The organism is Ensifer sp. YR511 (genome assembly GCF_900103045.1).
GTDB classification, from domain to species: Bacteria; Pseudomonadota; Alphaproteobacteria; order Rhizobiales; family Rhizobiaceae; genus Ensifer; species Ensifer adhaerens.
The window spans coordinates 120,197-140,564 of record NZ_FNGR01000016.1 but is presented as its reverse complement, the minus strand read 5'-3'; the positions used below and the strand labels follow the sequence as shown (position 1 = coordinate 140,564).

Below are 20,368 nucleotides of genomic sequence, written 5' to 3'. Positions count from 1 at the left end.
TGCCGACCTCAGTTCGCAAAGGCGGCAATGCCGGTGATGGCACGGCCGAGGATCAGCGCATGGATGTCGTGGGTACCCTCATAGGTGTTGACCACTTCCAGATTGACGAGGTGGCGGGCCACCGGAAATTCGTCCGAAATGCCGTTGCCGCCGAGCATGTCGCGCGCAGTTCTGGCGATTTCCAACGCTTTTCCGCAGGAGTTGCGCTTGAGGATCGAGGTCAGTTCGACCGGCGGATTGCCTTCATCCTTCATGCGCCCGAGGCGCAGGCAGCCCTGCAGGCCAAGGGCGATTTCGGTTGCCATGTCCGCAAGCTTCTTCTGGATCAGCTGGTTGGCGGCAAGCGGCCGGCCGAACTGCTTGCGGTCGATCACGTATTGCCGCGCCGTGTCATAGCAGGACTCGGCTGCACCAAGGGCGCCCCAGGCGATGCCGAAGCGCGCGGAGTTGAGGCAGGTGAAGGGGCCCTTCAGTCCTGTCACCTCAGGCAGCATGTTTTCGTCCGGCACGAAGACCTCGTCCATGACGATCTGGCCGGTGATCGATGCCCTTAAGCCCACCTTGCCGTGGATCGCCGGCGCGCTGAGACCCTTCCACCCCTTTTCGAGGATGAAGCCGCGGATAGCGCCATCTGATGTCTTTGCCCAGACGACGAACACGTCGGCGATCGGCGCATTGGAGATCCATGTCTTTGAACCGGACAGCAGATAGCCGCCATCGACCTTGGCGGCCTTGGTGATCATCGATCCGGGATCAGAACCGTGGTCTGGCGCGGTCAGGCCAAAGCAGCCGATCTTGGTGCCGGCAATCAGTCCTGGCAGGTATTTGCGCTTCTGCGCTTCACTGCCGAAGGTATAGATCGGCACGATGACGAGCGAAGACTGCACGCTCATCATCGAGCGGTAGCCGCTGTCGATGCGTTCGACCTCTCGGGCGATCAGGCCGTAGGAAACGTAGTTGAGGCCGGCGCCCCCGTATTCCTCCGACACCATCGGACCGAGCAGGCCGAGTTCGCCCATCTCGGCAAAGACCGACGGATCGGTTTTCTCGTGGCGGAATGCCTCCTGGACGCGCGGAGCCAGACGGTCTTCGGCATAGCGCGCAGCGGTCTGGCGCACCATGCGTTCTTCTTCGCTCAACTGCTGATCCAGGTTGAACGGGTCCTGCCAGTCGAATGACGCCTTCGAACCATGCATGTTCGACACCCCTTGTTATCGTCCCGTGCCCTTCATCAGCTCGCGGCCGATGATGAGCTTTTGAACCTCGGTCGCGCCCTCGTAGATTCTGAGCGCGCGGATCTCGCGATAGAGCCGCTCGGTGATCTCGCCGACGCGCACGCCGCGGCCGCCAAAGAGCTGCAGCGCCTGGTCGATGACCCATTGCGCGTTCTCGGTCGCGGTCATCTTGGCCATCGCCGCTTCGCGCGTCGTTGGTCGTTTCTGCACGTCGCGTTGCCACGCCGTGCGGCCGGTCAGGAGTGCTGCCGCGTCGATAGCGGTCGCCATCTCGCCAAGCGTGCTTTGCGCCGTCGGCAGATCGCCAAGGGTCGCGCCGAACATCCTGCGGCTCTTCGCGTGGGCCACCGCCTCGTCAAGCGCGCGCCGGGCAAATCCGATCGCGGCGGCTGCCACGGACGGGCGGAAAATGTCGAGGGTGCGCATGGCGATCTTGAAGCCTTCGCCAGACGCGCCCAGAAGTTGCGACGCCGGGATGCGGCAATTGTCGAAACGAAGGCGGGCGAGCGGATGCGGCGCAATCGTCTCGATGCGCTCGGGGATGGTAAAGCCCGGCGTATCGGCGAAGACCACGAAGGCGGAAATGCCGCGCGTACCCGGCGCCTCGCCTGTGCGGGCAAAGACGGTATAGACGTCGGCGATGCCGCCGTTCGAGATCCAGGTCTTTTCACCGTCGAGTACGAAATGATCGCCATCCCGGCGCGCAGCGCACGCCATCGCCGCGACATCCGAGCCGGCCTCGGGTTCGGAAAGCGCAAAGGCGGAGATCCATTCGCCGCGGGCGACCTTGGACAGGACGGCGTGTTTCAACGCCTCGGAGCCGGACAGGCTGATCGCACCCGTCCCGAGGCCCTGCATGGCGAAGGCAAAGTCGGCAAGCCCGTCTGTGTAGGCGAGCGTTTCGCGGATGAGGCAGAGCGACCGGCTGTCGATCTCGTCGCTAGCACCGCCGAACGCCTTTGGGACGCAATGGCGAAGCACGCCTGCAGTACCGAGTGCCGCGACCAGCTGCTTGCAGGCGGCATCGACATCAGCGTGATCGATCTCGCCGAGGCCGCCACGAGCCACGAAGGCGTCGAGTTCCGCAGCGAGCGCACGGTGACTGTCATCGTAGAACGGCCAGTCGAGATGATCGCGGGAAGGTGGGCGCAAGGTCGTGCCATGGGAACTCATGCTCAGTTCCCCTTGAATTCAGGCTTCGCCTTGGCGGCAAAGGCCTCGAAGGCGCGGCGGAAGTCGCCGGTCGCCATGCAGATCGCTTGCGCCTGGGCTTCCGATTCGATCAGTTGGTCGATACCCATCGCCCATTCCTGGTCGAGCATCTTCTTGGTCATCGCATGGGCAAACCAGGGGCCGTCGGCGATACTGCGTGCGAATTTCTGGGCTTCGGCAAGCAGCGATGGACGCTCGTGCAGAGCATTGTAGAAGCCCCAGGCGTGGCCTTCCGTCGCGGTCATGACGCGGCCGGTGAAGAGCAGGTCGGCGGCGCGGCCCTGGCCGATGATGCGGGGAAGAATGCCGCAGGCGCCCATGTCGGCGCCGGCCAGCCCGACGCGGGTAAAGAGAAAGGCCGTCTTCGCCTCGGGCGTTGCCACACGGAAGTCCGAGGCCATGGCCAGAATGGCACCGGCGCCGGCGCAGATGCCGTCGACGGCTGCTATGACCGGCTGCGGGCAGGCGCGGATCTGGCGGACCAGTTCGCCGGTCGTGCGGGTAAAATCCAGCAGATCGGGCATCGCCATACGCGTCAGCGGCTCGATGATCTCGAACACGTCGCCACCGGATGAAAAGTTGTCACCGGCGCCGGCCAGCACGACCGCGCGCACGTCGCTGGCGCGGGCAAGCGAGCGGAAAAGATCGCAAAGTTCCTCGTAGCTTTCGAAGGTCAGCGGGTTCTTCTTTTCCGGGCGGTTGAGGGTGATCGTGGCGACGCGTCCGTCGGCATCCGTTTCGAACAGGAAGTGCTTGGCCTTGTGGTCTTTGAAGGCGCGCTTCTTGGCCTGCATCGGGTTTGTCATCTCTATCCTCCGAGAACTTCGCCGCCGGCGACAGCGATCGCCTGACCAGTGATTGCCGTCGCCTTTTCCGACACGAGCCAGGAGACCGTGTGGGCGACTTCTTCCGGCGTCACCAGGCGTCCCTGCGGGTTGGAGCGAGCAAGGCTGGCGCGCGCTTCCTCGCGCGAACGGCCGGTCTTTTCGCTGATCGTATCGAGCGCGCCGTCGATCAGCGGCGTGTCGGTGAAGCCGGGGCAGACGGCATTGACGGTGACGTCGGTGCGCGCAAGCTCAAGCGCCAGTGCCCTCGTCAGGCCGATGACGCCGTGCTTCGACGCGCAATAGGCCGAAACATAAGCATAGCCGGTCAGGCCCGCGGTGCTCGCAACGTTGACGATCCGGCCGTTGCCGGCCCGCCGCACGGAGGCAAGCGCTGCCTGCGTCACCAGATAGACGCCGGTCAGGTTGATGGAAAGCACCCGCTGCCAAAGCGCGAAGTCGGTCTTTTCGAACGGCGCCGAGGGCGCTTCGCCGGCGCAGTTGACGAGAACGGCAATCTCTCCGGCTTCAGCGATCGCAGCCGTGATACCTTGCTCGACGGCCTGCGGGTTGGTCACATCGAAGCCGTCACGGACAAAGGCCTGTCCGCCGGCAGCAAGGATGTCGCCCCGTACCGCTTCAAGCGGTGCTGCGCGCCGACCGGCGAGGCTGACGATGTGGCCGTCGGCGGCGAGCCTAAGGGCAATCGCCTTGCCGATACCGCTGCCGGCGCCTGTGACGAGGGCGTGCCTTATCATGGCTTGCCTGCCGTCGTTGCGGCGCGCGCCAGGTTGTTCACGTACTGGGCCCGAGCCGAATGGTACTGTTTCGGCCAGGGCTCACCGTCATAGCCAATCTTTGCCGCTTCGTGCATCACGAAGGACGGATCGGCCAGATGCGGGCGGGCAATCGCGCAGAGATCGGCTCGACCGGCTGCGATGATCGAATTGGCGTGGTCGGCCTCGGAAATCGCCCCGACCGCAATGGTCGGAACCTGGATCTCGTTGCGGATCTTATCGGAAAATGGCGTCTGGAACAGGCGGCCATAGACCGGTTTTTCTTCTTTCACCACCTGGCCGGACGAGCAGTCGATCATGTCGGCGCCCGCCTCCTTGAACAGGCGGGCGAAAATTGCCGCGTCCTCGGGCGTGTTGCCGCCCTCGTGCCAGTCATGGGTTGAGAGGCGAACCGACATCGGCCGGTCCTCGGGCCAGACTTTACGCACTGCGTGGAACACTTCGAGCGGGAAGCGGGCGCGGGCGGCGTGATCGCCGCCATAGTCGTCGGTGCGCAGATTGGTAAGCGGCGACAGGAAGCTCGACAGCAGGTAGCCGTGCGCGACGTGCAGTTCGAGGATATCGAAACCGAGGTCACGGGCCCGTTCGGTGGCCCGCACGAAATCGGTGACGACCCGGTCCATATCCTCCCGCGTCATTTCGCGCGGCATGTCCGAATGCTTGAGGTAGGGCAGGGCGGACGCGGAGATGAGTGGCCAGCCGCCTTCGGCCAAGGGCTGATCGATCCCCTCCCAGGCGACCTTTGTCGCGCCCTTGCGGCCGGCATGGCCGAGCTGGATGCCGATCTTGGCGGGGGTCTGCTGGTGTACGAAATCGACGATGCGCTTGAAGGCCTGGGCCTGCTCGTCGCTCCAGAGCCCCAGACATCCGGGCGTGATGCGGGCATCGGCCGACACACAGGTCATTTCCGGGAAGACGAGCGCCGCACCGCCCATGGCGCGCGCGCCGAGATGAACGAGATGAAAATCGTTCGGCACGCCGTCGGCTGCCGAATACATCGCCATCGGCGAAACCACGATGCGGTTCTTCAGCGTCAGGCCGCGGAGCTTGAACGGCGTAAACATCGGCGGCGGAACCGCCCCGTTCGCCGCCGGCGCCACACCGGCGCGTTCGGCAAACCAGCGCTCGAAGCCTTCGAGCCAGTCCTTGTCGCGCAGGCGAAGGTTCTCGTGGCTGATGCGCTGCGAGCGGGTCAGCATCGAATACATGAACTGTTCGGGCTCCAGCGTGTCGGCATAGCGCGTGCCGACCACTTCGAACCATTCCATCGCATTGCGGGCCGCATTCTGGATGCGGGCGACATCGACGCGGCGCACCTCTTCGTAAGCCGACAGCACGGCGGGAATATTTGCCTTGTCGTGGCCCAGAATATCGAACTGGCGGGTGAGCTCGATCGCGTCATCGATCGCAAGCTTGGTGCCCGAGCCGATGGCGAAATGGGCCGTGTGGGCACTGTCGCCCATCAACACGACATGGCTGTGGCCGTTGAAATGGCTCCACTTTTCGCAGATCAGCCGGCCGAAGTTCAGCCAGGCGGAGCCGCGCAAGTGCCGCGCATTGGTCATCAGCTTGTGGCCGTCGAGCGTGCCTTCAAAGAGCTTTTCGCAGAACGCGATCGACTGGTCCTGGTCCATCTGGTCGAGACCATGGGCGCGGAAGACGTCGTCGGTGGTCTCAACGATGAAGGTCGAGGTGTTCTCGTCGAAGCGGTAGATATGCGCCTGGAACCAGCCATGCTCGGTGCGCTGGAAGTCGAAGGTGAAGGCGTCGAACTTCTTGTCCGTGCCGAGCCAGACATAGCGGTTCGGCCGGATCACCATGTCCGGCTTGAAGATGTCGGCGTATTTGTTGCGGATCCTTGAGTTGACGCCGTCGGAGGCGATGATCAGATCGGCGTCGGCGAATTGCTCGTCGCTTTCCACGTCCTGCTCGAACAGCAGTTCGACGCCGAGTTCGAGGCAGCGTTCCTGGAGGATGTTGAGCATCTTCTTGCGGCCGATGCCAACGAAGCCGTGGCCGGTCGTGCGGATCTTGCGGCCCTTGAAGACCAGCTCGATGTCGTCCCAATGGTTGAAGGAAACCTCGATCGCCTCGGCGGTCTGCGGATCCCATTGCCGCATCGACTGCATGGTCGCGTCCGAAAAGACGACGCCCCAGCCGAATGTGTCAAAGGGGCGGTTCCGTTCGACGACGGTGACGTGATGCTCCGGATGCTGCCGCTTCATCAGCAGCGCAAAATAAAGGCCGGCAGGCCCGCCACCGATACAGACGATCCGCATGTCGTTCTCCTCCCGAGTTCCGGCTGCGCGTCACCGTCGAGCTGGCACAAGTGGCCATGCTGGACTGTTGCAAGCAACGTGGACTCGTTCAGGAGAAATTTCAAGCTTAAAATTGTTTTGGGCAGATGGGAAGCCGACGCCGGGCGCTCGCAGCGCCGCCGAGCGGCGTCGCATCGCTTCGGGGCCGGTGCGGCAGAAAGTAAGGCAGTTGTACGCAGAAGCGCCGTCAACTCAGGAATTTCGCGCGAGCGAGGCGATGATCGACCGCTTGAGTGTGGCAAGCTCATCCATCAGCACGCCGCCTTCCTTGGCCGGAAGGCCGGCAAACAGATCCGAGATCCAGTCGGCATGGCTTGCTGCCATCTTCTCGAATTCGGCGCGGCCGAAGGGGGTAAGCGCGATGATCTGGACACGCCGGTCGGTCGGAAGCGTCGTGCGGCTGATGTGGCCGCTCTCGGTCAGCCGCTCCACCAGCACAGTGATGTTGCCGGGGGAGACCATCATGCGCTTGGAGACTTCGCCAAGCACCATGCCGTCAGGCGCACGCTCGAGCTGGGCCATCAGGTCGAAACGCGGCAAGGTCGAATCGAATTCTTCCCGCAACCGCCGACGGATTTCGCTTTCGACAAGTGTCGAACAGGTCAAGAGACGCAGCCATAGCCTGAGCTCTGCACGGTGATCGCCCGGAGCCTCGAGCGCCTTGGTCTCGCCATCGACCCATTCCGGCGAGGTGTCGAACTTGTCTTCACCCATCATTCCCAACGTCCGCTTCCAACCCTTGGCCGCAAATCAGCGGCTCTTTCGTTTTTCTGCTTTTAGAGAGGTAAGCAGGTCTTGGACAGGTTGTCACGGGCCGTCATTTGGACGCAAGCCCAGGTACCGACTGGGCGAGCAGCGGCGACGCGCGACCGCCATCCTCGGACTGGACATAGACGTTGACGGTAAAGCCGATGTGCTCGGCCATCAGGGTGCGGGCACGCTCGATATCGCGATCGAGTGCTGCCTCCATCAGCTCGGTATGGTGCTCGATCGCCATCGCGTCCTCAAGCGCCGAAACGGCCTCCTCGTAGCCTGCGCTCATACCGGCGGCGGCCCTAATCGTCGGCGCCAGACTTAGGAAGCGGTGGTGACGGCGAAGCTGGTCGGAGATCGTCGCCTGAAAGCGCGTGAGCCAGCGCGACCTCGCAGCGCTGATCAAGGCCGTATGAAACCCGGCATGCTTCTCGTCCCACTCGTCGACTTCGCTCTCGGAGAAGCGCTCGACGGAAACCTTGCAGCGCGACAGCCGGTAGTGTGCCGTGACGACGGCGGATTCCCAGGCGCTGTCGCCGTTCTCGATCGACTCGATGAGCAGCGGCATTTCGACGGCAAGGCGGGCGCGGGTGAGGTCGTCGAGTTCCTCGCGTGACACCGGAGCAACAGCAAAGCCGCGATTACTGATGGCGGTCACCAGCCCTTCCGCCTCCAGCCGCGACAGAGCCTCGCGTAGCGGCGTCCAGCCGATCCCGTAGCTTTCGCGCAGCGTGCTCAGCTTCATCGGCGCGCCCGGCTTCAGCCGCGTCGAAAGAATGTCGCGGCGCAGCAACCGGTATGCCGATTCCGTTTTGGTCGACTGTTCGTGGTCTTGCATCAGGTTCCCTTAGCGCCCACACCGGGTCGATACAAATATATATAGTTCTGCGCCTCATGTGAAAATATATATATTAATTTGACAAGAGGCCGGAGCGGTTCCATGATCCGCGCAAGCCGCCGAGGAGGGCGGTAACGCTCGTCAAATTCTGGGAGGGATGTATGAGCAGGCTTAAGAGCACGTGGCTTTCGGGATTGGTTGTCGCCGGTGCAATCGCATGGGGACTGGGAGCAGCGGCCGCTGATCCGATCCGCATCGGCATCGCCAATTTTGGCGAGCATCCGCAATTGAACGCATCGATCGCCGGCTTCAAGAAGGCGCTGGCCGAAAACGGCTTCGTCGAAGGCAAGGACGTCGTCTACACTGAGAGCCACACCAATTTCGACGCCTCGCTGGTGCCGCAGATGATCGCCAAGCTGCAGGCCGAACAGCCGAAACTGGTCTACACGATCACCACGCCCGTCTCGCAGATCGCCAAGAAGGCGCTCGCCGGCTCCGGCATTCCGGTCGTCTTCTCCGCCGTTACCGATCCGGTGGCCGCCAAGCTCGTTCCGTCTTGGGAGGCCGGTGACGACGGCATGACCGGTGCGACCGACCTTCAGGACGTGGCCGCCGTCATGGCCTTCACCCACAAGCTGCTGCCGAACGCGAAGCGCTTTGGCGTGCCCTATAATCCGGGTGAGGCGAACGACCAGGCCCTGCTCGACAAGATCAAGGAAGCAGCGCCTGACGCAGGCTTCGAGGTCGTGGAGGTCGGCGTCGACAATGTCAACGACATCCAGCAGCGCATCGCCTCCTTCGCCGGCAAGGCCGACGTGATCTATACGCCCGCATCGAACCTGCTGCAGCCGGCGATCGGTGCTGTGTCGGCAGCCGCGCGCCAGGCGCAGATCCCGATCGTAAACTCCGACGACGGTGCAGTGCGTGACGGCGTCGTACCGGCAAGCTTTGCGGTCAACTATGAGCAGGTCGGCGTCAATGCCGGCAAGATCGCTGCTCAGATCCTCAAAGGTGCAGACCCGAAGACGATCGCGCCGTCGCGCCCGGCCTATGAGGATCACGCGCCGCTGATCTCGAAGAAGGCTGCCGCTGCCTTCGGCATCGAAGTGCCGGCAGCGCTCGCGACCGAATGCAACTGCGTGGTCGATTGATCTCCGTCTTGTCTCTTCAGTGACGGCGCCCCGAGCGCCGTCATCTCATAAGTTAAGGGGGAGCCAATGCTGGAAATCAGATCGGCCCGCAAAGTTTTCTACAAGGGGCAGGCGGACGAAAAAGTCGCGCTCGACGGCCTCAATCTCAGCCTTGCCACGGGCGAATTTGGCGTCGTCATCGGTTCCAACGGCGCCGGCAAGAGCAGCATGCTCAACGCCATTTCGGGTGCATTGGTGCTCGATAGCGGCCAGATCGTCATCAATGGCGACGACGTGACCGCAACGCCCGTACACAAGCGCGCGATGCGGCTTGCCCGCGTGTTCCAGGACCCGATGCGCGGCACCGCTGCCTCGATGACGGTGGCCGAAAACATGCTGCTTGCCGAATTGCGCAGCAACAAACGCACCCTGCGGCGCGGCCTAAACGCGACGCGGCTCGCCACCTACAGGGAACGCTTGTCGCTGCTCGGGCTCGGCCTTGAAAACCGCCTCGACACACGGGTGGAGCTGCTTTCCGGCGGCCAGCGGCAATCGCTGTCCTTGATCATGGCGGTCGGCGGCGAGCCGGAACTGCTGCTGCTCGACGAACACACCGCAGCGCTTGATCCGCGCACTGCCGATATCGTCATGCAGGCGACGATCCGCGCGGTCGAAGCCCTGAAGCTGACAACGCTGATGGTGACGCACAACATGCAGCACGCGGTGGATTTCGGTCACAAGGTCATCATGCTCGACGCCGGGCGCGTCCGTCTCGAAATCGACGGCAAGGAAAAGGCGCAGACGACCGTGCCGGATCTGATCGGCCACTTCTCCGTCAAAACCGACCGCATGTTCCTGGCGAGCTGACGATCATGGATATTCTTCAAAATACCTTCGCGAGCTTCGTCTCGCTCGTTCCCGTCACGCTCGCGCAGAGCCTGATCCTCGCCTTCGTCGTGCTCGGGATCATGATCCCGTTCCGCATGTTGAGCTTCCCGGATCTGACCAGCGAGGGTGCGTTTCCGCTCGGCGGCTGCGTCTGCGGCGTGCTGATGGCGGCGGGCATGTCGCCGCTCGCCGCGATCGCCATCGCACTTCTCGCCGGATTCGTTGCCGGCTGCTGCACGGCCTTCATCCATCTGCGGTTCCGGATCCACACGCTGCTCGCCGGCATCCTGATGATGACGATGCTTTATTCGATCAACCTCAGGATCATGGGTCGCTCGAACCTCTCGGTCTTCGGTGCGCCAACGGTGTTCGACTGGGCGCCGGGGCTGCAGCCGGGCTTCCCCGCAAGCAAGATCGTCGTCGCGGGCCTGATCGCACTCATTGTCTTCGTCCTGCTCTACCACTTCTTCCGCACGGAGAAAGGCACGGCCGTTCGCGCCGTCGGCGCCAATCCCGATATGGCTGAAGCTCAAGGGATCAATGTCTGGATGGCGACGATCGGTGGCGTTGGGCTTGCGGGTGCGTTTTCGGCGGCAGGCGGCGCGCTGATGGTGCAGTCACAGGGCTTTGCTGACGTCAACATGGGCCTCGGCATCCTGATCAACGGCCTTGCGGCGCTGATGATCGGCGAGGCGATCGTCGGCAAGCAGAGCGTGGCGCGCCAGCTCGCTGCGCCGTTCGTAGGTGCGATCGTCTACTACCAGCTCGTCTCCTTCTGCCTGGCCGCCGGCATGCCACCGCCGGACCTGAAACTTGCGACCGGCCTCTTCGTTCTGGCCATGCTGGCTCTTCCGAGCCTCAAGCGAAGCCGCGGCCCTGCGCCCGCCCGCGAAACCGTTCGCGAATAAATGAGGACCACCTTCATGAATGCAGTTCCTGATCTTGCCGCGATAAAGGCCATGGATGTGGCCGATGTGCTCAGCCCGATGCGCGAGCGTTTCATCCTGCCGCCGGGTCTCATCTATCTCGACGGCAACTCGCTCGGCGTTGCCTCGACCGCCGCCTTCGACGAGCTTCGCAAGGCCGCCACCGAGGAATGGGGGCAGGACCTCATCCGCAGCTGGAATACGGCCGGCTGGTTCGAGATGCCGCTGACGCTCGGCGACCGGGTCGGGCGGCTGATCGGGGCGGCCGCCGGCCAGACCGTCGTCTGCGACACCACGTCGATCAACATCTACAAGGCCCTCCATGCGGCCATGGCCTTGCGGTCCGATCGGTCGGTGATCGTCAGCGAAGGCGGCAGTTTCCCGACCGATCTCTACATGGCCGAAGGCGTGGTCTCGACGCGTCCGGGCGCCTCGCTCAGGCTCGAAGGGGTCGATGCGCCCGAGATCGAGGATCTGATCGATGGCAGCGTCGCCGTCGTTCTGGTCAACCACGTCAACTACAAGTCCGGCGAGCTGCGCGATATGGCGGCCCTGACCCGCAAGGCGCACGAACATGGCGCGCTGGTCATCTGGGACCTCTGCCATACGGCCGGCGCGTTGCCAGTCGATCTTGACGGCGCCAATGTCGATTTCGCGGTCGGCTGCACCTACAAGTACCTGAACGGTGGCCCCGGAGCCCCCGCCTTCATCTATGCAGCCACCCGTCACCACGGCGATATCCGCCAGCCGCTCACCGGCTGGTGGGGACACGCCCGTCCCTTCGCCTTCGAGAAGCACTATGCTGCCGGCGAGGGCATCCGCCGTTTCCTCTGCGGAACACAGCCGATCCTGTCGCTGCGGGCGCTAAAGGGCGCGCTCGACGTCTGGGACGAGGTCGACATGAAAGCGCTGCGCGAAAAGAGCATCCAGCTCACGGATCTCTTCATCGCGCTCGTTGAGGCGAAATGCGGTGCCCACGGTCTGGCGCTCGAAAGCCCGCGCGACGGAACCAAGCGCGGAAGCCAGGTGTCGTTCAAACACCCGCACGCTTACGAAATCATGCAGGCGCTGATTGCCCGTGGCGTTATCGGTGATTTCCGCGCGCCGACGACGATGCGCTTCGGCTTCGCGCCGCTCTATGTGAGCTACGCCGACGTCTGGCAGGCCGTCGAAATCCTGGAGGACATCCTCAGCACCGGTGCATGGCAGGATGCGCGCTTCGCGGTCCGTGCGGCCGTAACCTGATTGATGGCACCGAAGAGCAGCGGGCGGTATTTCGCCCGTTGCCTCTTGTTCAGACACATACCGAGGCTGCCGCCCCGCAGCGGATTCGTTCAGAGCCATTGTGCCTGGAGGCGAGAGGACGGCTAACGGGGGATTTAAGCAATGATCGCGCCACACCGCCCGACCCCGGAGGAAATCGCCGATGCCCGTAAACGCATCGCGCCGCATTTCGCGCGCACACCGCTCGTCAGGCTCGATCTTGGGTTTCCGGACCGTCAGATATTCCTGAAACTGGAGACGCTGTCGCCAATTGGCGCGTTCAAGCTCCGTCCCGCCTTGAACGCTGTGTTGTCGCGCGATCCGGCCGAACTCGAAAGCGGCGTCGCAGTCACCAGTTCCGGCAATATGGCCTATGGCATGGCCTGGGCGGCACGCCTCATCGGTGTGCCGATGGTTGCCTACATGTATCGCGGCGCACCCCAGACCAAGATCGACGGTGTGCGTGCGCTCGGCGGAGAAGTACGGTTCGTCAGTGCCGAGACCTGGTGGGACTACATCACTGGCGCCGATCATCCGGATGCGCCGGAACTGCTGATCAATCCGGTGACCGATCAGGCGGTGCTGGCCGGGAACGGCTCCATCGGTGTGGAGATCATCGAGGATCTGCCCGATGTCGACGTCGTGCTTACCCCGTATGGCGGCGGCAGCATGACCACCGGGGTGGCCAGCGCTATCAAGGCCGCTTCCGACCGCTGCCGTGTCTTTGCGGTTGAAGATGACAGCGCCGCCCCTGTTTCGGCGGCCCTGGCCGCTGGCCAAATCGTGACGATCGAAACCCGCCCCTCCTTTATCAAGAGCATCGGCGCACCGTCGCTGGTGCCACAGATCTGGCCGGTGGTCGGTGACCTGATCGATGGGGCGATTGCGGTCAGCCCGGGGCAGGTGACCGAAGCGATGCGGATTCTCTTCAAGAAGGCGAAGATCGTTGCCGAAGGCGCGGGTGCTGCCTCGCTTGCCGCCGCAATCGCGCGACCGGATCTCAAGGGAAACATCGTCTGCGTGGTCTCGGGCGGAAACATCGACGCGGCTGCCTATTCCACAGTGCTCGGCGGTGGCATTCCCTCGGCCTGAGCGACCGATCAAACGCCGAGATAGCGATCCTGGAGTTCTGGCGTCAGCGCAAGCGGCGCTCCCTCGAATACGGTCGCGCCCTTTTCCAGGACGAAGCAGCGGTCGGCAACGGGCAGGAGTTCCGAAAGCGTCTTGTCGACGACGAGGATCGACTGCCCTGCCGCCTTCAGAGTGCGGATCGCCGACCAGATATCCTGGCGAATGACCGGCGCCAGCCCTTCCGTTGCCTCGTCGAGAATGAGCAGGCTGGGATTGGTCATCAAGGCCCGGCCGATCGCAAGCATCTGCTGCTCCCCGCCCGAAAGCGTGTTGGCATACTGATCGCGCCGCTCGCCGAGGCGAGGGAAGAGCGCGGTCACTTTCTCGAAGGTCCATTCGTTGCCGCGAGCCGTGGCGACGAGGTTCTCCATGACGGTGAGATTGGGAAAGCAGCGCCGTCCTTCAGGAACGAGACCGAGACCGAGCCTTGCAATCCTGTGCGGGCGCAGGCCGGAGATGGTCTTGCCGGCAAAGGAGATGGCGCCTGAACGCGGGCGCACGAGCCCGAGGATCGAGTTGATCGTCGTCGTCTTGCCCATGCCGTTGCGGCCCATGAGCGCGACGACCTCGCCCTCGCGCACATCGAGGTTGACGCCGAAGAGCGCTTGGGATGCGCCGTAGAAGGTTTCGAGACCTTTGAGTTCGAGCAGGCTCACGCGGCTTCTCCCAGATAGGCCCGGCGCACATCGGGATCGCTGCGGATTTCATCGACTGTGCCTGACGCGATGATGCGGCCGTAGACCAGCACGGAGATGCGATCCGCCAGCGCAAAGACCGCATCCATGTCGTGCTCCACCAAGAGCATTGGCGCTTCGTGACGCAGCCCATCAAGGAACGAAGTCAGCCGCTTGGAGCCCTCCGGTCCCATGCCGGCCATGGGCTCGTCGAACAGAAAGACTTTCGGCGACAGCGCCAGCGCGATGGCGATTTCGAGTTGCCGGCGTTCGCCGTGCGAGAGTTCGGCCGCCGGCACGTGGGCACGCGCAGCAAGATCGACGCGCTCCAGCATCGCCATCGCCGGTTCGGTCAGTTGCTTGTCGTTGCTGACCTGGCGAAAGAAGTGGAAGCTGCTGCCGTGGCGCGCCTGCACCGCCAGCATGACGTTGCGAAGGGCCGAGAATTCCTGCGCCAGCGAGGAGATCTGGAAGCTACGGGCAAGGCCGAGCCTTGCGCGGGCGGCCATATCGAGGCCGCCGATATCCTGGCCGAGAAAACTGATCGTGCCGCTGTCGGCCTTGAGCGATCCGGCGATCTGGTGGATCAGCGTACTCTTGCCGGCGCCGTTCGGGCCGATCAGCGCATGGATCTGCCCCGGGTGAAGCTCGAGGCTGACGCCATCCGTCGCCTTGAGGGCGCCGAAGGATTTTCTGAGGTCGCGGATTTCGAGAACGGGCTCAGACATGGCGCGGCTTTCCGGAGAGGAGACCCAGCAGACCGCCGCGGGCAAACAGCACGATGCCGAGCAGGATGAGGCCGAGGAAGAACTGCCAGCGCTCGGTGATGCCGCCGAGCACATATTCGAAGAAGACGAAGATCATCGCGCCGGCAACCGGGCCGAACAGTCGGCCTTTGCCGCCGAGGATGATCAGCACGATCAGTTCACCCGACATGTGCCAGGAGAGCATAGAGGGACCGACGAAGCGATTGAGGTCGGCATAGAGCGCGCCGGCAAACCCGGTGATCATCGCCGAGACGGCGAAGGCGACGAGGCGGATGTTGAAAGGTGCGATGCCGACTGCGGCAAGGCGGGTACCGTTCTGTCTCGCCGCCTGCAGGGCGCTGCCGAAGCGTGAACCCTCGACCACGCGAAACAGAAGCAGCGCCGCCATCAGTGCCGCGTAGCAGATCAGGAAATAGGGCAGGGGCTTGGCCGTGTTGACGCCGGGAAAGGCGTTGCGCATCGACAGCGACAGGCCGTCCTCGCCGCCATAGGCCGGCCAGGAGATCGCGAAGTAGTAGATCATCTGCGCGAAGGCGAGCGTGATCATGATGAAATAGACGCCTGAGGTGCGCAGGCTGATCGCACCGATCGGCAACGCGATGAGCCCGGCGACCGCGACGGCGACGACCCAGATCAGCGGCATGGATGTCGTCGCCGGAATGCCGGCAAAGAGCGGTTCGGCATTGAAGGCGTGCGTGGCGAGGATGCCGGCGACATAACCGCCGAGGCCGAAAAAGGCCGCATGCCCGAAAGAGAGCAGCCCACCAAGCCCGAGCGCCATATTGAGGCCGACGGCGGCAAGCGCCAGCACGACGATGCGGGTTGCGAGCGTCACGTAGAAGGGTTCGCCCAAGCTTGCAGCCAGTATCGGCGCACCGAGAAGCAGCAGGGCGAGAAGCAGGTTGATTGTGGTTTCGCGGGTCATCTTGGCCTCATGACTGTGCCGAAAACAGGCCACTCGGCCTGAAGGCGAGGATAAGGGCCATGACGACGTAGATCAGCATCGAGGCGAGCGCCGCACCGATCGTGGTCGCCTGTGATGCGGGCATGGTGAGTGCCAGAAGCGATGGGAGCAGGAAACGGCCCATCGTGTCGACGACACCGACGATGACAGCGCCGACCAGTGCCCCCTTGATCGAGCCGATACCGCCAATGACGATGACGACGAAGGCGAGGATGAGGACCGGTTCGCCCATGCCGACCTGCACCGATTGCAATGCACCCACCAATGCGCCGGCAAGCCCGGCAAGCGCTGCACCGAGTGCGAAGACGACCGTATAGAGCGTGCCGATGTCGACACCGAGCGCTCCGATCATCTCTCGATCGGACTCGCCCGCCCGGATGCGCATGCCGAGCCGGGTTCTGGAGATCAACAGATAGAGGCCGATCGCAACGGCAATGCCGACGCCGATGATCGCCAGGCGGTAGAGCTGGTACTGGCCGCCGCCCGGCAGCGGTACGGCACCCTGGAGCAAGGGGGGAATGTCGAGATAGAGCGGGAAGGAGCCGAAGAGCCAGCGGGCGCCTTCCGACAGGATCAGAATCAGCGCGAAGGTCGCAAGGACCTGATCGAGATGATCGCGGTCGTAGAGCCTGCGGATGACGGCAACCTCGATGATCGCGCCGACACCAGCTGCAGCTGCAAGGCTGGCGATGAGGCCGATCCAGAAGGAGCCGGTGGCGGCTGCGACCGTGGCGCAGGCAAAGGCGCCGATCATATACAGTGAGCCGTGCGCCAGGTTGATGAGGCCCATGACCCCGAAAATCAGGGTCAGGCCGGCGGCCATCAGAAACAGCATCACACCGAGCTGGAGCCCGTTGAGCAGTTGTTCGATCAGAAGTGCGGTGAACAAGAGACCGGTCCAAGCTTGATGTCAGGAGGACATGGATCATCGACCGGATGGCGGCATCAAGGCCGCGCACCCGGGCAACGACAGGTGCAGGGCACTACATGCTGCACTTCTCGGCGTAGGCGTCCTTGTGGTCTTCGAAGGCGGTGGCGATAATCTTGTTGGTGAGCACGCCGTCGGCTTCCTTCACCACCTCGCGGACGTAGATGTTCTGAATCGGGTGGTTGTTGTTGTTAAAGACGAATTTGCCGCGCACCGACTGGAAGTCTGCTGCCTTAAGTGCTGCGCGGAAGGCGTCCTTGTCTTTGACGCTTGCCTTGGACAGCGCGGCCAGGATCAGGTTTGCGGTATCCCAGCTCTGCGCCGCGTAGATCGAGGGCAGGCGCTTGTACTCGGCCTTGAAGGCTTCGACGAACTTCTTGTTGGCCTCGTTGTCGAGGTCCTTCGACCAGGTCGCCGAGTTCTTGACGCCAAGCGCCGCGTCGCCGATCGCCGGCAGGACGTCCTGGCTAAAGGAGAAGCCCGGGCCCATGACGGGGATGTTCACGCCCGACTGGGCATATTGCTTCATGAAGGCGATGCCCATGCCGCCGGGCAGGAAGAAGTAGACGGTGTCGGCACCCGAGGCGCGGATCTGGGCGATTTCGGCAGCGTAGTCCGTCTGCCCGACCTGCGTGTAGATCTCGCCGGCAAGCGCGCCCTTGTAATAGCGCTTGAAGCCGGTCAGCGCGTCCTTGCCGGCGGGGTAGTTGGGGGCGAGGATGAAGGCGTTCTTATAGTCCTTGTTGGCGTATTGCCCCATCGCCTCATGGAAATTGTCGTTCTGGTAGGCGACGTTGAAATAGTTCGCATTGCAGTTCGCACCGGCAAGTGCAGAGGGACCGGCGTTCGGCGACAGATAGATCACGTCCTGTGCCACCGTGTTCGGCACGACGGCCATCGCAAGGTTCGACCAGATGATGCCCGTCATCAGGTCGACCTTGTCGCCCTGGATCATCTTCTCGGCGATCTGCACCGCAAGTTCCGGCTTCTGGGCATCGTCCTCGATTACCAGCTCGACGTCCTTGTTGCCCGACTGCTTGATCGCCAGCGTGAAGGCGTCGCGCATATCGATGCCGAGGCCGGCGCCGCCGCCCGACAGCGTGGTGATGACGCCGATCTTCACCGGCTCGGCATGGGCAAGGCTTGACGTTGCAAGTGAAAGGCCAAGAAGGCCTGCTGCCAGAATGCGGTTCATGCTGTTCTCCTCTTTGTTGGTTCCCTTTTGGGTTGTGTTCTATCAGAGACCCGTGCGCACGTGCCAGAGCTCGGGGAAAAGTTCCACTTCGAGCATCTTTTTCAGATAGGACGCGCCGGATGTGCCCCCGGTTCCGCGTTTCATGCCGATGATGCGCTCGACGGTCGTGACGTGGTTGAAGCGCCAGCGACGGAAGTAGTCCTCGAAATCGACCAGTTTCTCGGCGAGCTCGTAGAGCATCCAATAGCGCTCGGGATCGCGGTAGACGATCTGCCAGGCGGCGAAGACCTTTTCGCTTTCCGTGCGCGTCTCGCGCCAATCGCTCTTGTCCGCTTCCGCGCCGACATCGAAACCGTTGCGCGAAAGAAGCCGGATCGCCTCGTCGTAGAGCGACGGCGCTGCCAGGATCGCTTCCAGCTTTTCCATGATGTCGGGGCGGTGCGCATGCGGCCCGAGCATCGCGACATTGCGGTTGCCGGCGAGGAACTCGATCGCCCGGTACTGCCAGGACTGGAAGCCGGAGGATTGGCCGAGCGATTCACGGAACGTGGTGTATTCGCTGGGGGTCATCGTTCGCAGCACATCCCAGGCGCTATTTAGCTGCTCGAAGATGCGGGCGACGCGCGTCAGCATCTTGAATGCGGGCTCCAGCCGGTCGTCGCGGATCGAGCGGACCGCCGCGTTGATCTCGTGCAGCGCGAGCTTCATCCAGAGCTCGGACGTCTGATGCTGGATTATGAACAGCATCTCGTCATGGGCTTTGGAAAGCGGCTCCTGCGCATCCAGTACCTTTTCCAGCATCAGGTAGTCGCTATAGGACATGCGTCCCTCGAACGACATCTGGGCGCCTTCTTTCGAAGGGTCGTATGATTTGCTCATGTTTTCAGTTCTCCGACCGCAATCGGAACCGCTGGATCTTGCCCGTGGCTGTTTTCGGCAGGTTGTCCAGGAACTTTACCGATCGCGGATATTTGTAAGGCGCGATCGTCGCCTTCACATGATCCTGCAGACGCTTGATCGTTGCGTCGTCTGCCGACACGCCAGATATCAGAACGACATAGGCTTCGACAATCTGGCCGCGTTCCTGATCGGGCGCACCGACGACGGCGCATTCTGCGACCTCCGGGTGGGAAATCAGGGCGGCTTCGACCTCGGGGCCGGCGATGTTGTAGCCGGCGGTGATGATCATGTCGTCCGAACGGGCGGCGAAATGGAAGAAGCCGTCCTCGTCCTGATAGAAGGCGTCGCCGGTCAGGTTCCAGCCGTCGCGCACATAGTCGCGCTGTCGGCTGTCGGCCATGTAGCGGCAGCCGGTCGGGCCACGCACCGCAAGCCTGCCGATCGTGCCGCGGGGGACTTCCTGCATGTCGTCATTGACGATCCGCGCTTCGTAGCCGCCGACCGGCTTGCCGGTCGAGGCGGGCTTGCGGTCCTCGAAGCGGTTGGAAATGAAGATATGCAGCATCTCGGTCGCGCCGATCCCGTCGAGGATCGGCTTGCCGGTCTTGGCCGTCCACTCCTCGAAGACCGGACCGGGCAGGGTCTCGCCCGCCGAGATCGCGACGCGCAGTGATGAAAGATCGGCGCCGTTATCCATCGCCTTCATCATCGCCCGATAGGCGGTGGGGGCGGTAAACGAGATCGTCGCTTTGTACTTCTCGATGATCTCCACCATGTTGGCCGGCGTCGCATGCTCGAGCAGTGTCGCTGCGGCTCCAAAGCGCAAGGGGAAGATCGCAAGGCCGCCAAGGCCAAAGGTGAATGCGAGCGGCGGCGAGCCGACGAAGATATCGTCGGGCGTGACCCCGAGCACTTCGCGGGCATAGCCGTCGGCGATCGCCAGGAGATCGCGGTGAAAGTGCATGGTCGCCTTCGGAATCCCCGTCGTGCCAGAGGTGAAACCGAGCAACGCCACATCGTCGCGACCGGTATGCACCGCCTCGAAGACCACTGATTTGTCGAGCGCAATGCGGTCGAGTTCGGCGTCGTGGTTCGCGGTCCCGTCGAAACTCACGACCTGCTTCAGGAAGCGGCTGTCCTTGGCGCAGACGATCATTTCTTCCATCAGTCGCGTGTCGCAAAGTGCCAGGCTGACTTCGGCCTTGTTGACGATCTTGGCGAGTTCCCCGGCCCGGAGCATCGGCATGGTGTTGACGACGACGGCGCCGGCCTTGGTGGCTGCCAGCCAGCAGGCGACCATGGCCGGATTGTTGGCAGAGCGGATGAGCACGCGGTGCCCGGGCTTCACACCGTAATTTTCAACCAGCGCGTGGGCGAGACGGTTGGTCCAGTCGGACAGTTCCTTGTAAGTCCGGCGGCGGCCATTGCCGATCAACGCGGTATGATCGCCGAAACCCTTGGCAACCATGGCGTCAGTCAATTCGACGGCGGCGTTGAGGTGATCCGGGTAGTCAAAACCTTCGAGAAGAAACTCCGGCCATTCTTCCTGTGGCGGAAGATGGTCGCGAGTGAACGTGTCGACGTGCGAAGTCGGTCCAAGCATGTGGCGGCTGTTCCCTAATTTC

At 63.2% G+C, this 20,368-nt stretch carries 19 protein-coding genes; 5 read left to right on the top strand and 14 right to left on the bottom strand.

All coding sequences use genetic code 11. The features are described 5' to 3' along the window. Nucleotides 1–8: 8 nt before the first annotated feature. The 7 genes from BLU15_RS24440 to BLU15_RS24410 all read right to left on the bottom strand — a co-directional run bounded on the left by BLU15_RS24440 (nt 9) and on the right by BLU15_RS24410 (nt 7,977). A complete protein-coding gene (locus BLU15_RS24440) occupies nt 9–1,196 on the bottom strand; it encodes an acyl-CoA dehydrogenase (protein ID WP_090298751.1) in 1,188 nt (395 codons plus the stop codon). 15 nt (nt 1,197–1,211) lie between these two features. Continuing rightward, on the bottom strand, nt 1,212–2,408 hold the full coding sequence (locus BLU15_RS24435; protein ID WP_034796257.1) for an acyl-CoA dehydrogenase family protein: 1,197 nt from the start codon (nt 2,406–2,408) through the stop codon (nt 1,212–1,214). A gap of 2 nt (nt 2,409–2,410) precedes the next feature. After that, a complete protein-coding gene (locus BLU15_RS24430) occupies nt 2,411–3,253 on the bottom strand; it encodes an enoyl-CoA hydratase family protein (RefSeq protein WP_090298704.1) in 843 nt (280 codons plus the stop codon). Between the two features lie 2 nt (nt 3,254–3,255). Beyond that, complete coding sequence (locus BLU15_RS24425; RefSeq protein ID WP_060580773.1) at nt 3,256–4,029, bottom strand: SDR family NAD(P)-dependent oxidoreductase; 774 nt, start codon at nt 4,027–4,029, stop codon at nt 3,256–3,258. Continuing rightward, complete coding sequence (locus BLU15_RS24420) at nt 4,026–6,347, bottom strand: bifunctional salicylyl-CoA 5-hydroxylase/oxidoreductase (RefSeq protein WP_090298702.1); 2,322 nt, start codon at nt 6,345–6,347, stop codon at nt 4,026–4,028. The genes BLU15_RS24425 and BLU15_RS24420 overlap by 4 nt, the downstream gene beginning before the upstream one ends. Nucleotides 6,348–6,578: 231 nt before the next feature. Then, nucleotides 6,579–7,103, bottom strand: a complete 525-nt coding sequence (locus BLU15_RS24415; protein WP_226020898.1) for a MarR family winged helix-turn-helix transcriptional regulator — start codon at nt 7,101–7,103, stop codon at nt 6,579–6,581. A gap of 100 nt (nt 7,104–7,203) precedes the next feature. Then, nucleotides 7,204–7,977: a GntR family transcriptional regulator gene (locus BLU15_RS24410; protein WP_060580771.1), complete on the bottom strand. Its 774-nt coding sequence runs from the start codon at nt 7,975–7,977 to the stop codon at nt 7,204–7,206. 161 nt (nt 7,978–8,138) lie between these two features. Here BLU15_RS24410 and BLU15_RS24405 point away from each other — a divergent pair, with 161 nt between their 5' ends. The 5 genes from BLU15_RS24405 (at nt 8,139) to BLU15_RS24385 (ending at nt 13,276) form a co-directional block, all read left to right on the top strand. Further along, on the top strand, nt 8,139–9,128 hold the full coding sequence (locus BLU15_RS24405) for an ABC transporter substrate-binding protein (RefSeq protein WP_090298699.1): 990 nt from the start codon (nt 8,139–8,141) through the stop codon (nt 9,126–9,128). A 66-nt stretch (nt 9,129–9,194) separates the two neighbouring features. Then, on the top strand, nt 9,195–9,974 hold the full coding sequence (locus BLU15_RS24400; protein ID WP_034796269.1) for an ABC transporter ATP-binding protein: 780 nt from the start codon (nt 9,195–9,197) through the stop codon (nt 9,972–9,974). Nucleotides 9,975–9,979: 5 nt separating this feature from the next. Then, a complete protein-coding gene (locus BLU15_RS24395; RefSeq protein WP_034796270.1) occupies nt 9,980–10,903 on the top strand; it encodes an ABC transporter permease in 924 nt (307 codons plus the stop codon). Between the two features lie 15 nt (nt 10,904–10,918). Beyond that, a complete protein-coding gene (kynU, locus tag BLU15_RS24390; RefSeq protein WP_090298749.1) occupies nt 10,919–12,166 on the top strand; it encodes a kynureninase in 1,248 nt (415 codons plus the stop codon). 141 nt (nt 12,167–12,307) lie between these two features. After that, the gene (locus BLU15_RS24385) at nt 12,308–13,276 is read left to right on the top strand and encodes a threonine ammonia-lyase (protein WP_060518011.1); all 969 of its coding nucleotides are present in this window, start codon (nt 12,308–12,310) and stop codon (nt 13,274–13,276) included. An 8-nt stretch (nt 13,277–13,284) separates the two neighbouring features. Here the strand turns inward: BLU15_RS24385 and BLU15_RS24380 are convergent, their stop codons facing one another. From BLU15_RS24380 to BLU15_RS24350, 7 genes are all read right to left on the bottom strand, one after another. Beyond that, the gene (locus BLU15_RS24380; RefSeq protein ID WP_060518009.1) at nt 13,285–13,971 is read right to left on the bottom strand and encodes an ABC transporter ATP-binding protein; all 687 of its coding nucleotides are present in this window, start codon (nt 13,969–13,971) and stop codon (nt 13,285–13,287) included. Continuing rightward, the gene (locus BLU15_RS24375) at nt 13,968–14,717 is read right to left on the bottom strand and encodes an ABC transporter ATP-binding protein (RefSeq protein WP_090298696.1); all 750 of its coding nucleotides are present in this window, start codon (nt 14,715–14,717) and stop codon (nt 13,968–13,970) included. Before BLU15_RS24375 ends, BLU15_RS24380 begins: the two co-directional genes overlap by 4 nt. After that, on the bottom strand, nt 14,710–15,681 hold the full coding sequence (locus tag BLU15_RS24370) for a branched-chain amino acid ABC transporter permease (protein ID WP_034796282.1): 972 nt from the start codon (nt 15,679–15,681) through the stop codon (nt 14,710–14,712). The genes BLU15_RS24375 and BLU15_RS24370 overlap by 8 nt, the downstream gene beginning before the upstream one ends. Before the next feature lie 7 nt (nt 15,682–15,688). Then, entirely contained in the window at nt 15,689–16,609 is a 921-nt protein-coding gene (locus BLU15_RS24365; protein ID WP_034796285.1) for a branched-chain amino acid ABC transporter permease, read from the bottom strand. A gap of 94 nt (nt 16,610–16,703) precedes the next feature. After that, the gene (locus BLU15_RS24360; protein ID WP_060518003.1) at nt 16,704–17,843 is read right to left on the bottom strand and encodes an ABC transporter substrate-binding protein; all 1,140 of its coding nucleotides are present in this window, start codon (nt 17,841–17,843) and stop codon (nt 16,704–16,706) included. A gap of 42 nt (nt 17,844–17,885) precedes the next feature. Then, on the bottom strand, nt 17,886–18,722 hold the full coding sequence (gene kynA / locus BLU15_RS24355; RefSeq protein ID WP_060518000.1) for a tryptophan 2,3-dioxygenase: 837 nt from the start codon (nt 18,720–18,722) through the stop codon (nt 17,886–17,888). A gap of 4 nt (nt 18,723–18,726) precedes the next feature. Beyond that, nucleotides 18,727–20,346: a benzoate-CoA ligase family protein gene (locus tag BLU15_RS24350; protein WP_090298694.1), complete on the bottom strand. Its 1,620-nt coding sequence runs from the start codon at nt 20,344–20,346 to the stop codon at nt 18,727–18,729. Between the last annotated feature and the right edge of the window lie 22 nt (nt 20,347–20,368).